Consider the following 13,771-nt stretch of genomic DNA (forward strand, 5'->3'; position numbering starts at 1 on the left):
TTGAGTGTTGATCCGTGAGTGATTTGAGTCATATCCGCAATTTCTCCATCATCGCCCACATTGACCATGGTAAGTCGACGCTGGCCGATCGATTCATCCAGATGTGCGGCGGCCTTGCCGAGCGTGAAATGGAGGCCCAGGTACTGGACTCCATGGACCTCGAGCGCGAGCGCGGGATCACCATCAAGGCCCACAGCGTTACCCTGTACTACACCGCCAAAGACGGTATCAAGTATCAGCTCAACTTCATTGACACCCCGGGCCACGTTGACTTCACCTATGAAGTCAGCCGTTCCCTGGCGGCCTGTGAAGGTGCGTTGCTGGTCGTGGACGCGGGCCAGGGCGTCGAAGCCCAGTCCGTGGCCAACTGCTACACCGCCATCGAGCAAGGCCTTGAGGTCATGCCGGTGCTGAACAAGATCGACCTGCCTCAGGCCGATCCGGACCGTGTCAAAGAAGAGATCGAGAAGATCATCGGCATTGACGCCACAGACGCCGTCGAGTGCAGCGCCAAGACCGGCCTGGGCGTCGACGAAGTGCTCGAGCGCCTGGTCAAGACCATCCCCGCACCTACCGGCAACTACGAAGATCCGCTGCAAGCGTTGATCATCGACTCCTGGTTCGACAACTACCTGGGCGTTGTTTCCCTGGTACGCGTACGCCACGGCCGTGTGAAGAAGGGCGACAAGATCCTGGTCAAGTCCACCGGCAAGATCCACCTGGTGGACAGCGTCGGCGTGTTCAACCCGAAACACACCGCCACCACCGACCTGAAAGCCGGTGAAGTGGGCTTCATCATTGCCGGCATCAAGGACATTCACGGTGCACCGGTCGGTGACACCCTGACCTTGAGCTCCACCCCTGATGTAGACGTGCTGCCGGGTTTCAAACGCATCCAGCCGCAGGTTTACGCCGGCCTGTTCCCGGTCAGCTCCGACGACTTCGAAGACTTCCGCGAAGCCTTGCAGAAGCTGACCCTCAACGACTCGTCGTTGCAGTACACCCCGGAAAGCTCCGACGCGCTGGGCTTCGGCTTCCGCTGCGGGTTCCTGGGCATGCTGCACATGGAGATCATCCAGGAGCGCCTTGAGCGCGAATACGACCTGGACCTGATCACCACCGCGCCAACGGTTATTTTTGAGCTGGCGCTGAAAACCGGTGAAACGATTTACGTCGACAACCCGTCCAAGCTTCCGGATCTGTCCTCCATCGAGGACATGCGCGAGCCGATCGTGCGGGCCAATATTCTTGTGCCGCAGGAACACCTGGGCAACGTCATTACCCTGTGTATCGAAAAACGTGGCGTACAACACGACATGTTGTTCCTCGGTACCCAGGTGCAAGTGACCTACGATTTGCCGATGAACGAAGTGGTCCTGGACTTCTTCGACCGTCTCAAATCCACCAGCCGCGGCTATGCTTCGCTGGATTACCATTTCGATCGTTACCAATCGGCTAATCTGGTGAAACTGGATGTGCTGATCAACGGCGACAAGGTAGATGCACTGGCGCTGATCGTGCACAAGGACAACGCGCACTACAAAGGTCGGCAGTTGACCGAAAAGATGAAAGAACTGATTCCGCGTCAGATGTTCGACGTCGCGATCCAGGCCGCCATTGGCGGGCAGATCATTGCACGGACCTCCGTCAAGGCTCTCAGAAAGAACGTACTGGCCAAATGCTACGGCGGTGACGTAAGCCGTAAGCGCAAGCTGCTTGAGAAGCAAAAGGCCGGTAAAAAACGCATGAAGCAAGTGGGCAACGTGGAAATTCCACAAGAAGCCTTCCTTGCGGTGCTCAGGTTGGATAGTTAGGTCCTATGTCACTAAATTTCCCGCTGTTGCTGGTCATCGCCGTTGCCGTTTGCGGTCTCCTGGCGTTGCTCGATCTGGTGTTCTTCGCCCCGCGTCGGCGGGCGGCTATCGCTTCCTATCAGGGCAGCGTCAGCCAGCCCGATGCGGTGGTGGTCGAGAAGCTGAACAAAGAGCCTCTGCTGGTTGAATACGGCAAGTCGTTCTTCCCGGTGTTGTTCATCGTGCTGGTGCTGCGTTCGTTCCTGGTGGAGCCGTTTCAGATCCCTTCGGGGTCGATGAAACCGACCCTGGACGTGGGCGACTTCATCCTGGTGAACAAGTTTTCCTACGGGATCCGCCTGCCGGTGCTCGACAAGAAAGTCATCCCGGTCGGTGACCCGCAGCGCGGCGATGTGATGGTGTTTCGCTACCCAAGCGACCCGAACGTCAACTACATCAAGCGCGTAGTCGGGCTGCCGGGCGACGTGATTCGCTACACCAGCGACAAGCGTCTGTTCATCAATGGTGAGTCGGTGGCCGAGAAACTGATCGGCGCCGAACCGAACACCTTGGGCAGCGCCGAGCTGTATCAGGAAAAACTCGGCGCGGTAGAGCACGAAATCCGTAAGGAAATGAGCCGCTACCGTGCGATGCCTGATGGCGAGTGGAAAGTGCCTGCCGGGCACTACTTCATGATGGGCGACAACCGCGACAACTCCAACGACAGCCGTTACTGGGATGACCCCAATATTCCCAAGGACCTGCTGGGCATGGTTCCCGACGAGAACATTGTCGGCAAGGCCTTTGCGGTCTGGATGAGTTGGCCGGAACCCAAACTCAGCCACCTGCCGAACTTCTCGCGGGTCGGGCTGATCAAGTAATACAGGCGGCGCTGTGAACACAGCGCCGAATGCTTTTCTGGGGTTCGGACAATGCGTCGTCCGGCCTCATGCGGCACCAACCAGGATTTGAATTTGAACACTGCGTCAATCGTCGATGGCCGCCGGTGCCACCAACTAGATATGGATAAACCGTGACCGTTTCTCTAAGTCGTCTCGAGCGTCAGCTCGGCTACACCTTCAAGGACCAGGAATTGATGGTCCTTGCCCTCACACACCGCAGTTTTGCAGGGCGTAATAACGAACGCCTGGAATTTCTCGGTGACGCCATCCTCAACTTTGCCGCCGGTGAGGCGCTGTTCGAGCGTTTCCCGCAAGCGCGCGAAGGCCAGCTGTCACGCCTGCGTGCACGGCTGGTAAAAGGCGAGACCCTGGCCGTGCTGGCCCGCGGTTTCGGCCTGGGCGAATACTTGCGCCTGGGGTCCGGTGAACTGAAAAGCGGTGGCTTTCGTCGCGAGTCGATCCTGGCTGATGCCCTCGAAGCGTTGATCGGTGCGATCTACCTGGATGCAGGCATGGAGACGGCCAAGGAGCGCGTGGTGGCCTGGCTGGCTTCGGAGATCGAGAGCCTGACGCTGGTCGACACCAACAAAGATCCCAAGACCCGCCTGCAGGAATTCCTGCAGTCGCGCGGTTGTGAACTGCCACGCTACGAAGTGGTGGATATCCAGGGTGAGCCGCATTGCCGCGTGTTCTTCGTGGAATGTGAAATCACCTTATTGAATGAAAAAAGCCGAGGTCAGGGTGTGAGCCGTCGTATTGCCGAACAGGTAGCGGCCGCTGCAGCACTGATTGCCCTGGGCGTGGAGAATGGCCATGACTGATTCAACCGCAACACGCTGTGGCTATGTTGCCATCGTCGGCCGCCCGAACGTGGGCAAGTCCACGCTGCTCAACCACATCCTGGGCCAGAAGCTCGCGATCACCTCGCGCAAGCCGCAGACCACCCGTCACAACATGCTGGGCATCAAGACCGAAGGTAGCGTCCAAGCCGTCTACGTCGACACCCCGGGCATGCACAAAGGTGGCGAGAAGGCACTTAACCGCTACATGAACAAAACCGCTTCGGCGGCGTTGAAAGACGTCGACGTGGTGATCTTCGTGGTTGACCGCACCAAGTGGACCGACGAAGACCAGATGGTTCTTGAGCGCGTGCAGTACGTCACCGGCCCGTTGATCGTCGCGCTGAACAAGACCGATCGCATCGAAGACAAAGCCGAGCTGATGCCGCACCTGACCTGGCTGCAGGAGCAACTGCCGAACGCCCAGATCATGCCGATCTCGGCCCAGCACGGTCACAACCTTGAGGCCCTGGAGCGCGTGATCGCGGGTTATCTGCCGGAGAACGAGCACTTCTTCCCGGAAGATCAGATCACCGACCGCAGCAGCCGCTTCCTCGCCGCTGAACTGGTGCGCGAGAAAATCATGCGCCAGATGGGCGCCGAGCTGCCTTACCAGATCACCGTCGAAATCGAAGAGTTCAAGCAGCAGGGCAAAACCCTGCATATTCATGCGCTGATTCTCGTCGAGCGTGACGGCCAGAAGAAAATCATCATTGGCGACAAGGGCGAGCGCATCAAGCGCATCGGCACCGAAGCGCGCAAGGACATGGAATTGCTGTTTGATTCCAAGATCATGCTCAACCTGTGGGTGAAGGTTAAGGGTGGTTGGTCCGATGACGAGCGCGCACTGCGCTCCCTGGGCTACGGCGACCTGTAGGGTCTTGAATACACCACAGGGCTGAAAATGTGGGAGGGGGCTCGCCCCCCGATAGCGGTGGGTCAGTTAGCAAATAAGTGACTGACACACTGCCATCGGGGGCCAGCCCCCTCCCACGTTAGGTTTGTGCAGTTTTCAAAAATGCATTCCAGCAGTGAGCATCCATGTCCCAACCCACCAGCCAACTCGCCTACGTCCTGCACAGCCGCGCTTACCGCGAGACCAGCGCCCTGGTGGACTTCCTCACGCCCCAAGGCCGCCTGCGCGCAGTCTTGCGCAGCGCCCGCGGCAAGGCCGGCACGTTGGCCCGGCCGTTCGTGGCCCTGGACGTGGAGTTTCGTGGCAAGGGTGAGCTGAAAAACGTCGGCCGCCTGGAAAGCGTCGGCAATTCCGCCTGGCTCAACGGTGAAGCCCTGTTCAGCGGCCTGTACCTCAACGAGCTGCTGATCCGCCTGCTGCCCGCCGAAGACCCGCACCCTGCGGTCTTCGATCACTACGCCGCGACGCTCATTGCACTGGCCGAAGGCCGCCCGCTGGAACCGCTGCTGCGCGCCTTTGAATGGCGACTGCTCGACGACCTGGGCTATGGCTTTGAACTGAGCAACGACCTGCACGGCGACCCCATCGCCGCAGACGGCATGTACCGCCTGCAAGTCGACGCCGGCCTGGAACGCGTTTACCTGCTGCAACCCGGCCTGTTCCAGGGCACCGAGTTGCTGGCCATGAGCGAAGCCGACTGGACTGCCCCAGGCGCCTTGTCCGCGGCCAAGCGCTTGATGCGCCAGGCGCTCGCCGTGCACTTGGGCGGGCGGCCGCTGGTCAGTCGCGAGTTGTTTCGAAAGCCCTGACAACCCCGTGTATGCTGTGCGGCGTTTCTTTCCCTTTTCAGGAGCGCTTCCGTGAGCACCAGCAATCGCATTCTTCTTGGCGTCAACATCGACCACGTCGCTACCCTGCGCCAGGCCCGGGGCACCCGTTACCCTGATCCGGTCAAGGCCGCGCTGGACGCCGAAGAAGCGGGCGCCGACGGCATCACCGTGCACCTGCGCGAAGACCGCCGCCACATTCAGGAGCGCGACGTGTTGCTGCTCAAGGACGTGCTGCAAACCCGCATGAACTTCGAAATGGGCGTCACCGAAGAAATGATGGCGTTCGCCGAACGCATTCGCCCGGCGCACATCTGCCTGGTGCCTGAAACGCGCCAGGAGCTCACCACCGAAGGCGGCCTCGATGTTGCTGGCCAGGAAGCGCGGATCAAAGCCGCGGTGGAGCGTCTGTCGAAGATCGGCAGTGAAGTCTCGCTGTTCATCGACGCCGACGAGCGCCAGATCGAAGCCTCGCGCCGTGTTGGCGCGCCGGCCATCGAACTGCACACCGGCCGCTATGCCGATGCCACCACGCCCACCGAAGTCGCTGACGAACTGCAGCGCATTATCGACGGCGTACAGTGCGGCCTCAATGAAGGCCTGATCGTCAACGCCGGCCATGGTTTGCACTACCACAACGTCGAAGCCGTGGCTGCGATCAAGGGCATCAACGAACTCAACATCGGCCACGCGCTGGTGGCGCACGCGCTGTTCGTCGGTTTCAAAGGCGCGGTGGCCGAGATGAAAGCGCTGATTCTGGCGGCTGCCAGCTCCAAGTGAGCACAGTCTAAAAATCACTGAAGATCAAAATGTGGGAGGGGGCTTGCCCCCGATAGCGGTGTGTCAGTCAGCCTATCTGTAGCTGACCCACTGCAATCGGGGGCAAGCCCCCTCCCACAGTGATTTTCGGTGTATCCAGAGGTGTAGTTACCCAGCCAAACCCATTGAATTGAGCCATGCGGCAATGCGAAGCCTTACTGTTTAGCCGGGTCAGGTGTATCGTATCCGCCCTTTGCGGGCCTCTGGCCTGTGGCAGATACGTGAGGTTGTTGTGTCCCGATCCTTTTCCCGTCGACAAATCCTGGGTGGTCTCGCAGGCCTGGCCGTAGTGGGCGTCGGTGCCGGTGGCGGCTATCGCTACTGGCTGGGAAAAGTTGCAGAGGCCGAAGCCGGGCACGATTACCAACTGATCGCCGCGCCGCTGGACGTGGAACTGGTGCCGGGCCACAAAACCGAAGCCTGGGCATTTGGCCCCTCGGCGCCGGGCACCGAGTTGCGTGTGCGCCAGGGTGAGTGGCTGCGGGTGCGCTTTATCAACCACTTGCCGGTCGCCACCACCATTCATTGGCACGGCATCCGCCTGCCGCTGGAAATGGACGGCGTCCCTTACGTCTCGCAGTTGCCGGTATTGCCCGGCGAATACTTCGATTACAAATTCCGCGTGCCGGACGCCGGCAGCTACTGGTATCACCCGCACGTGAACAGCAGCGAAGAACTCGGCCGTGGCCTGGTGGGCCCGCTGATCATCGAAGAGCGCGAGCCCACCGGTTTCAAACACGAGCGCACCCTGAGCCTGAAAAGCTGGCACGTGGACGAAGAGGGCGCCTTCGTGGCGTTCAGCGTACCCCGTGAAGCCGCGCGTGGCGGCACGGCCGGGCGGTTGTCGACGATCAATGGCGTGTCCCAGGCGGTGATCGATTTGCCGGCCGGGCAAATCACCCGCGTGCGCTTGCTGAACCTCGACAACACGCTGACCTATCGCATCAACATTCCCGACGTCGATGCGCAGATCTACGCGCTGGACGGCAACCCCGTCGAGCCGCGCCCATTGGGCAAGGAATACTGGCTGGGCCCGGGCATGCGTATTTGTCTGGCGATCAAGGCACCGCCTGCCGGTGAAGAGCTCTCCATCCGCAACGGCCCGGTGCGCCTGGGCACCTTCCGCTCCGTCGCCAATACCGATGCGCCCACCGAATGGCCACCGGCGCTGCCCGCCAACCCGATCGCCGAGCCGGACCTGGCGAATGCCGAGAAACTCAACTTCAATTTCGAATGGGTCGGTACCGTGTCGGTCGATGACGGCAAACCGCCGAGCCTGTGGCAAATCAACGGCAAGGCCTGGGACATCACCGACAAGACCTGTGCCGATCGCCCGATTGCCAAGCTTGAGAAAGGCAAAAGCTACATTTTCGAATTGAAGAACATGACCCAGTACCAGCACCCTATCCACCTGCATGGCATGAGTTTCAAGGTAATCGCCTCGAACCGCCACAAGGTGATCCCGTACTTCACCGACACTTACTTGCTGGGCAAGAACGAGCGCGCACGCGTGGCGTTGGTGGCGGATAACCCGGGGGTGTGGATGTTCCATTGCCACGTGATCGATCACATGGAAACCGGCCTGATGGCCGCCATCGAGGTGGCGTGATGCGCCAGATTCGCCCCACGGCGATTATCGACCGCAGCCGCGACCAGCACTTCATGCGTGAAGCCCTGGCCCTCGCCGCCCAAGGCGCCGCCCTTGGCGAAGTGCCCGTTGGCGCGGTGCTGGTGCAGGACGGTGAAATCATCGGTCGGGGTTTCAATTGCCCGATCAGCGGCAATGACCCCAGCGCCCATGCCGAAATGGTCGCCATCCGCGCCGCCGCGCAGGCGATCAGCAACTATCGCCTGGTCGGCAGCACGCTGTATGTAACGCTGGAACCGTGCAGCATGTGCGCGGGCCTGATTGTGCATTCGCGCATCGCGCGGGTGGTGTACGGCGCGCTGGAGCCCAAGGCGGGGATCGTGCAAAGCCAGGGGCAGTTTTTTACCCAAGGGTTTCTCAACCATCGGGTGCTGTTTGAAGGCGGGGTGTTGGCTGAGGAATGCGGGACAGTGTTGAGTGAGTTCTTCAAGGCCCGCAGAGCCAAGCCCACACTCTAAAGAACACTGAAAACCAATGTGGGAGCTGGCTTGCCTGCGATAGCGGTGCATCAGTCACTGATCAATTGACTGAAAGATTGCTATCGCAGGCAAGCCAGCTCCCACAGTTTGATCTCCATTTATTCAGGGAGATTGCAGGTTATTTCTTCGCGATAATCACCGCCCGCATCGGCGCCGGCAGCCCTTCAAGGGTCTTGCTGTGATCATCCGGGTCCAGGAAGTCGCTCAGCGACTGGTACTTCATCCACTCCGTGCCGCGCTGTTCTTCGACCGTGGTCACGCTCACATCCACGCAGCGCACGTCGCTGAACCCGGCACGCCGTAGCCACAGCATCAAGGCCGGCACCGAGGGCAGGAACCACACATTGCGCATCTGCGCATAGCGGTCTTCCGGCACTAGCACTTGCTGCTGATCGCCTTCGACCACCAGCGTTTCCAGCACCAACTCGCCGCCTTTGACCAGGCAGTCTTTCAATGCCAGCAAGTGCTCGATCGGCGAACGGCGGTGATAGAACACGCCCATGGAAAACACCGTGTCGAAGCCTTCCAGGTTCGGCGGCAGGTCTTCAAACGGGAACGGCAAGTGCCAGGCCTTCGGCTCGTTCAGGTAGCGCTGTACGGCCTGGAACTGGCAGAAAAACAGCCAGTTCGGGTCCACGCCAATCACGCTGTCGGCACCCGCGCCGAGCATGCGCCACATGTAGTAGCCGTTGCCGCAACCCACGTCGAGGATGCGCTTGCCGTTCAAATTCAGGTGCGGGGCAACCCGCGACCACTTCCAGTCCGAACGCCATTCGGTGTCCACATGCACGCCAAACAGGTTGAACGGGCCTTTGCGCCACGGGCTCAGGCCCATCAGCGCGGTGCGCATCTGTGCGCGGGTGGCGTCGTCGCAATCGGTATCAAGAGTCAGGCCATTGAGCAAATCGACTTCGCTGGGCTGGATCTGCGGCAGCGCGTCCAGCGCACTCTGCCAACGCTCCAGGTCGCCATGACCCTTTTCCATCTTGCTATCGAGTTGCGCTTGCAGGCCTTGGGCCCATACGGCCAACGGAGTACCGACCAGGTGGCGGGCGAGGGGAGAGAGATCAATCATGGCAAGGCAATCAACGAGGCAAAGTTAAGACACTGGAACCACGGCACGACTTTCGAGAACCCGGCTGCCAACAGGCGTTCGCGGTGTTCTTCGAGGCTGTCGGGCTTCATGACGTTTTCGATGGCGCTGCGCTTCTGGGCGATTTCCAGTTCGCTGTAGCCGTTGGCGCGTTTGAACGCGATGTGCAGGTCGGTGAGCAATGCGTGTTCTTCGGGGTCGTTGAACCGCAGCTTTTCCGAGAGGATCAACGCGCCGCCCGGCAGCAGCGACTGGCGGATACGCGCGAGCAATGCCAGGCGTTGTTCAGGGGCGATAAATTGCAGGGTGAAATTCAGCGCCACCACCGAGGCCGGTTGGAACTGCAGCGCGAGGATATCGCCCTCGATCACCTCAACCGGCAGCAACTCCTGGAACATCGAGTCCTGGCCATTGAGGTATTCGCGGCAGCGCTCGACCATCGCCGCCGAGTTATCCACGGCGATTACCCGGCATCCGTCGGTGCGCACATGGCGGCGCAGCGCCTGGGTGACCGCGCCGAGGGACGAGCCCAGGTCGTAGAGCACACTGTTGGGTTGCGCAAACTGCGCGGCCAGCACGCCGAGGTTCTCGACGATGGTCGGGTAACCGGGCACCGAGCGCTTGATCATGTCCGGGAACACCCGCACCACGTCCTCGTTAAAGGCGAAGTCCGGCACCTGGGGCAGGGGCTGGGCGAATAGGCGATCGGGTTCTTTGCTCACGGTTGTTCCGGCGACGAGGGGGGAAAGGCCGGCATTTTAGCCAAATTGGCCCTCGTGTGCGCGGGTAGTCTGATGGAAAGCCGAGGCGGTGATGCCCCACTGACCCAGCCAATACGTGCTGATCAATAAATACGGCGCCGCCTCAAAGGCGACCACGAACCGATTGATACCAATCAGCGTGTCGGAAAACACAAACGACACCGCGCCCGCCGCCGCCAGCAGGGCCGAGCGCTTGGGCACCTCACTGCCCAGTCGCGCCAATGCACGCCAGAGCATGGCGCTGATCACCAGCGCATACACCACCACCGGAATCAGCAACTCGCCCAGGCCATGGGCAATCAGAATGCTCAGCAGAATCGCGCCCACGCCCAGTGCCAATACCAGCGGCAACAACGCCAAGCGCCGGCAATCGCTGAAATAGGCTTTCAGATACGCCAAATGCGCAAACAGGAAGGCGCCCAGGCCGAAGATAAACAGGTCGCCTGGCCACGCGAGCAAGACATCGCCCACCAGGGAAAAAATTAGCCCCAGGCTGATCCAGCGTCGATAGTCGGTGGGCGGCGCGTCATGCAGCCAGCCCAGCAACGCCAGCACCGGCAACGGCTTGACCAGCAGGCACAACAACGCCGCGTGGGTGCTCAAACCGTAGACAAAGGTGCCGGCGCCCATCAACGCAAGAATCAGCCAAGGCATATCAGTTCACCGTGATGGCGCAGTCGAAGGTTTCGGCAGGCTCGGCTTCCGGTTCCCAAGGTTGCTGGGAGGTCAGGCGCAAACGGCCCTGGCCGGCCGCGAAGGCCTGGAAGCGCCAAGTGGATTGGCCGCCACCGCCGATCACACCGGACTCGGTGCTGCTGTAAACCTCAGGGCTGAGTGCACGCAGCACGCCGCCGGCAGAATCCTGGATGGCCCAGCGATAGCCGGTGGTGGGGTTGCTCGGCAAGGTGAGGATCAGGTTTTGCCCGGTTTTAAGCTGGAGCGGGCAGGCGCTCTGGTTTTCCACGGTGACGTTTTGCTTGGGGGCACTGGCGCAGGCGGCCAGCAGGGCAAGGCTCAAGGGGAGAAGCAGGCGGGCAGCGGTCATGGGGGCTCCGTTGTTTGACGACGAAGGGCGAGCATAACCGAAGATGAGACAAGGTGTGACAAGGCGGGCTTTTGTGTTGGCAGGGCTGGCCTGATCGGGGGCAAGCCCCCTCCTACAGTTGACCGAGTACATCCTTTGGAGTGCAGTCAAATGGTGGGAGGGGGCCTGCCCCGATGAGGCCAGTTCAGGCACTACACAATGGTCAGAACAACACCTTCGCCACATCCGCAAAGCGCTTGGCAAAGTGCACCGTCATGCCTTCTTTCAGGTACTCCGGCAGCTCTTCAAAACTGCCACGGTTGGGCTCCGGCAAAATCAGCTCGTGAATCTTCTGGCGCCGCGCCGCAATCACTTTCTCACGCACCCCGCCAATCGGCAGTACATGCCCGGTCAGCGTCAGCTCGCCGGTCATCGCCACGCCTTTTTTCGGTGGCTGGTTGCGCGCCAGCGACAGCAACGCACTGGCCATGGTCACGCCGGCGCTTGGGCCATCTTTGGGCGTAGCACCTTCCGGCACGTGCAAGTGCACGAAGGCTTCGTCGAAGAACTTCGGATCGCCGCCAAATGACTTCAGGTTCGAGCTGATGTAGCTGTAGGCAATCTCAGCGGACTCTTTCATCACCTCACCCAGTTGCCCGGTGAGCTTGAAGCCACGATTGAGCGTGTGGATGCGCGTCGCCTCGATTGGCAGGGTCGCGCCGCCCATGCTGGTCCACGCCAGGCCTGTGATCACGCCGGTACCGGACAGCACTTGCTCATTGCGAAACACCGGCATGCCCAAGGAGCTTTCCAAATCCTTGTTGCCGATCTTGATCACCGAGTCCGGCTCGTCCAGCAGCTTGACCACGGCCTTGCGCACCAGTTTGCCCAGCTGTTTTTCCAACTGGCGCACCCCGGCTTCGCGTGCGTAGCCGTCGATCAGCGCGCGCAGGGCGCCGTCGCTGATGGTCAGGGTGTTTTTCGACACCCCGGCCTTTTCCAACTGTTTTGGCCACAGGTGGCGCTTGGCGATGGCAACCTTTTCTTCGGTGATATAGCCCGACAGGCGAATCACTTCCATCCGGTCCAGCAATGGGCCTGGGATCGAATCAAGCGTGTTCGCCGTGCAGACGAACAACACCTTGGACAGGTCCAGGCGCAGGTCCAGGTAGTGATCGAGGAATTCGACGTTCTGTTCCGGGTCGAGGGTTTCCAGCAATGCCGACGCCGGGTCGCCCTGGAAGCTCTGGCCCATCTTGTCGATCTCATCGAGCATGATCACCGGGTTCATCACCTCCACATCTTTGAGCGCCTGCACCAGCTTGCCCGGCAGGGCGCCGATGTAGGTACGGCGATGGCCCTTGATCTCGGCCTCGTCGCGCATGCCGCCGACACTGAAGCGATAGAACGGCCGGCCCAGGGACTCGGCGATGGATTTACCCACGCTGGTCTTGCCCACGCCCGGCGGGCCGACCAGCAGCACGATGGAACCGGCGACTTCACCTTTATAGGCGCCCACCGCGAGGAACTCGAGGATGCGGCTCTTGATGTCATCCAGGCCCGCATGGTGCTTGTCCAGCACCTTGCGGGCGTGTTTCAGGTCGAGCTTGTCTTCGCCGTACACGCCCCACGGCACTGAGGTGGCCCAGTCCAGGTAATTGCGCGTAACGGCGTATTCCGGCGAACCCGTTTCCAGGATCGACAGTTTGTTCATTTCTTCGCTGATGCGTTTTTGCGCCTGGGTCGGCAGTACTTTGCCCACCAGGCGTTGTTCGAACTGCTCGACGTCCGCGCTGCGGTCGTCCTTGGTCAGGCCCAGCTCCTGCTGGATGACCTTGAGCTGTTCCTTGAGGAAGAACTCGCGCTGGTGCTCGCCGATCTTGCGGTTCACCTCGGCGGAGATTTCCTTTTGCAGGCGCGCAACTTCAACTTCCTTGCGCAGCATCGGCAGGACTTTTTCCATGCGTTTGAGCATGGGCACACAGTCCAGCACTTCCTGCAGCTCGTTGCCGGTGGCCGAGGTCAACGCGGCGGCGAAGTCGGTGAGCGGCGACGGGTCGTTGGGGCTGAAGCGGTTGAGGTAGTTCTTCAACTCCTCGCTGTACAGCGGGTTGAGCGGCAGCAGTTCCTTGATCGCATTGATCAGCGCCATGCCGTAGGCCTTGACCTCGTCGGTCGGCTCGGTCGGCTGGTGCGGGTATTCGACTTCCACCAGGTACGGCGGGCGGTGGTGCTTGAGCCAGGTTTTGATGCGCACGCGGGTCAGGCCCTGGGCGACAAATTGCAGCTTGCCGTTTTCGCGGCTGGCGTGGTGCACCTTCACCAGCGTGCCGTACAGCGGCAGGCTGGAGGTATCGAAATGGCGCGGATCTTCTGGCGGGGTGTCCATGAAAAACAGCGCAAGGGAGTGGTGGTCGGATTTGCTCACCAGCTCCAGGGTCTCGGCCCACGGTTCTTCGTTGACGATGACCGGCAGCACTTGCGCCGGGAAGAACGGCCGATTGTGGATCGGGATGATGTAGACCTTGTCCGGCAGGTTTTGCCCAGGCAGGGCCAGGCCGGTGTTGGACGAAGCTTGGTGTTCAGCGTTTTCGGGGTCGGCGTAATCGTTCAGGTCGATGTCCGGGAATTCTTGCTGGTCGCTCATGGGGCACCTGCATAAGGAAGTAT

13 protein-coding genes are annotated in these 13,771 nt (G+C 60.8%); 8 read left to right on the forward strand and 5 right to left on the reverse strand.

What is annotated here, in order from left to right:
- Nucleotides 1–14 precede the first annotated feature (14 nt).
- The 8 genes from lepA to tadA all read left to right on the forward strand — a co-directional run bounded on the left by lepA (nt 15) and on the right by tadA (nt 8,202).
- The gene (gene lepA, locus ABWL43_RS05400) at nt 15–1,814 is read left to right on the forward strand and encodes a translation elongation factor 4 (RefSeq protein ID WP_003210439.1); all 1,800 of its coding nucleotides are present in this window, start codon (nt 15–17) and stop codon (nt 1,812–1,814) included.
- Between the two features lie 5 nt (nt 1,815–1,819).
- Complete coding sequence (lepB, locus tag ABWL43_RS05405; protein ID WP_106579465.1) at nt 1,820–2,674, forward strand: signal peptidase I; 855 nt, start codon at nt 1,820–1,822, stop codon at nt 2,672–2,674.
- Nucleotides 2,675–2,826: 152 nt separating this feature from the next.
- Nucleotides 2,827–3,516, forward strand: coding sequence for a ribonuclease III (gene rnc, locus ABWL43_RS05410; protein ID WP_094951369.1), 690 nt, complete (start codon nt 2,827–2,829; stop codon nt 3,514–3,516).
- Complete coding sequence (era, locus tag ABWL43_RS05415; protein WP_003234112.1) at nt 3,509–4,411, forward strand: GTPase Era; 903 nt, start codon at nt 3,509–3,511, stop codon at nt 4,409–4,411. The genes rnc and era overlap by 8 nt, the downstream gene beginning before the upstream one ends.
- 164 nt (nt 4,412–4,575) lie before the next feature.
- The gene (gene recO, locus ABWL43_RS05420) at nt 4,576–5,259 is read left to right on the forward strand and encodes a DNA repair protein RecO (protein ID WP_242194512.1); all 684 of its coding nucleotides are present in this window, start codon (nt 4,576–4,578) and stop codon (nt 5,257–5,259) included.
- A 51-nt stretch (nt 5,260–5,310) separates the two neighbouring features.
- Entirely contained in the window at nt 5,311–6,057 is a 747-nt protein-coding gene (gene pdxJ / locus ABWL43_RS05425; protein ID WP_404487049.1) for a pyridoxine 5'-phosphate synthase, read from the forward strand.
- 271 nt (nt 6,058–6,328) lie between these two features.
- The gene (locus ABWL43_RS05430) at nt 6,329–7,705 is read left to right on the forward strand and encodes a multicopper oxidase family protein (protein WP_145161395.1); all 1,377 of its coding nucleotides are present in this window, start codon (nt 6,329–6,331) and stop codon (nt 7,703–7,705) included.
- Nucleotides 7,705–8,202, forward strand: a complete 498-nt coding sequence (tadA, locus tag ABWL43_RS05435) for a tRNA adenosine(34) deaminase TadA (RefSeq protein WP_124416513.1) — start codon at nt 7,705–7,707, stop codon at nt 8,200–8,202. Before ABWL43_RS05430 ends, tadA begins: the two co-directional genes overlap by 1 nt.
- Nucleotides 8,203–8,341: 139 nt before the next feature.
- Here tadA and cmoB read toward each other — a convergent pair whose 3' ends face one another.
- From cmoB to lon, 5 genes are all read right to left on the reverse strand, one after another.
- Nucleotides 8,342–9,298, reverse strand: a complete 957-nt coding sequence (cmoB, locus tag ABWL43_RS05440; RefSeq protein ID WP_242194502.1) for a tRNA 5-methoxyuridine(34)/uridine 5-oxyacetic acid(34) synthase CmoB — start codon at nt 9,296–9,298, stop codon at nt 8,342–8,344.
- On the reverse strand, nt 9,295–10,038 hold the full coding sequence (gene cmoA / locus ABWL43_RS05445; RefSeq protein ID WP_404487052.1) for a carboxy-S-adenosyl-L-methionine synthase CmoA: 744 nt from the start codon (nt 10,036–10,038) through the stop codon (nt 9,295–9,297). The genes cmoB and cmoA overlap by 4 nt, the downstream gene beginning before the upstream one ends.
- 36 nt (nt 10,039–10,074) lie before the next feature.
- A complete protein-coding gene (locus ABWL43_RS05450) occupies nt 10,075–10,731 on the reverse strand; it encodes a lysoplasmalogenase (protein WP_262210568.1) in 657 nt (218 codons plus the stop codon).
- Nucleotide 10,732: 1 nt separating this feature from the next.
- Nucleotides 10,733–11,122 (reverse strand): protease inhibitor I42 family protein, encoded by a 390-nt coding sequence (locus ABWL43_RS05455; protein WP_106579457.1) that lies wholly within the window; start codon nt 11,120–11,122, stop codon nt 10,733–10,735.
- A 202-nt stretch (nt 11,123–11,324) separates the two neighbouring features.
- Nucleotides 11,325–13,748, reverse strand: a complete 2,424-nt coding sequence (lon, locus tag ABWL43_RS05460) for an endopeptidase La (RefSeq protein WP_145161411.1) — start codon at nt 13,746–13,748, stop codon at nt 11,325–11,327.
- Nucleotides 13,749–13,771: the final 23 nt, after the last annotated feature.

The organism is Pseudomonas sp. HT11 (genome assembly GCF_044875395.1).
Classification (GTDB): Bacteria; Pseudomonadota; Gammaproteobacteria; order Pseudomonadales; family Pseudomonadaceae; genus Aquipseudomonas.

Bases quoted from the DNA above. Each gene is read 5' to 3' on its own strand.
- lon (WP_145161411.1), bottom strand. From the start codon at position 13,748: ATGAGCGACCAGCAAGAATTCCCGGACATCGACCTGAACGATTACGCC.
- lepB (WP_106579465.1), top strand. From the start codon at position 1,820: ATGTCACTAAATTTCCCGCTGTTGCTGGTCATCGCCGTTGCCGTTTGC.
- cmoB (WP_242194502.1), bottom strand. From the start codon at position 9,298: ATGATTGATCTCTCTCCCCTCGCCCGCCACCTGGTCGGTACTCCGTTG.
- ABWL43_RS05455 (WP_106579457.1), bottom strand. From the start codon at position 11,122: ATGACCGCTGCCCGCCTGCTTCTCCCCTTGAGCCTTGCCCTGCTGGCC.
- recO (WP_242194512.1), top strand. From the start codon at position 4,576: ATGTCCCAACCCACCAGCCAACTCGCCTACGTCCTGCACAGCCGCGCT.
- tadA (WP_124416513.1), top strand. From the start codon at position 7,705: ATGCGCCAGATTCGCCCCACGGCGATTATCGACCGCAGCCGCGACCAG.
- era (WP_003234112.1), top strand. From the start codon at position 3,509: ATGACTGATTCAACCGCAACACGCTGTGGCTATGTTGCCATCGTCGGC.
- ABWL43_RS05450 (WP_262210568.1), bottom strand. From the start codon at position 10,731: ATGCCTTGGCTGATTCTTGCGTTGATGGGCGCCGGCACCTTTGTCTAC.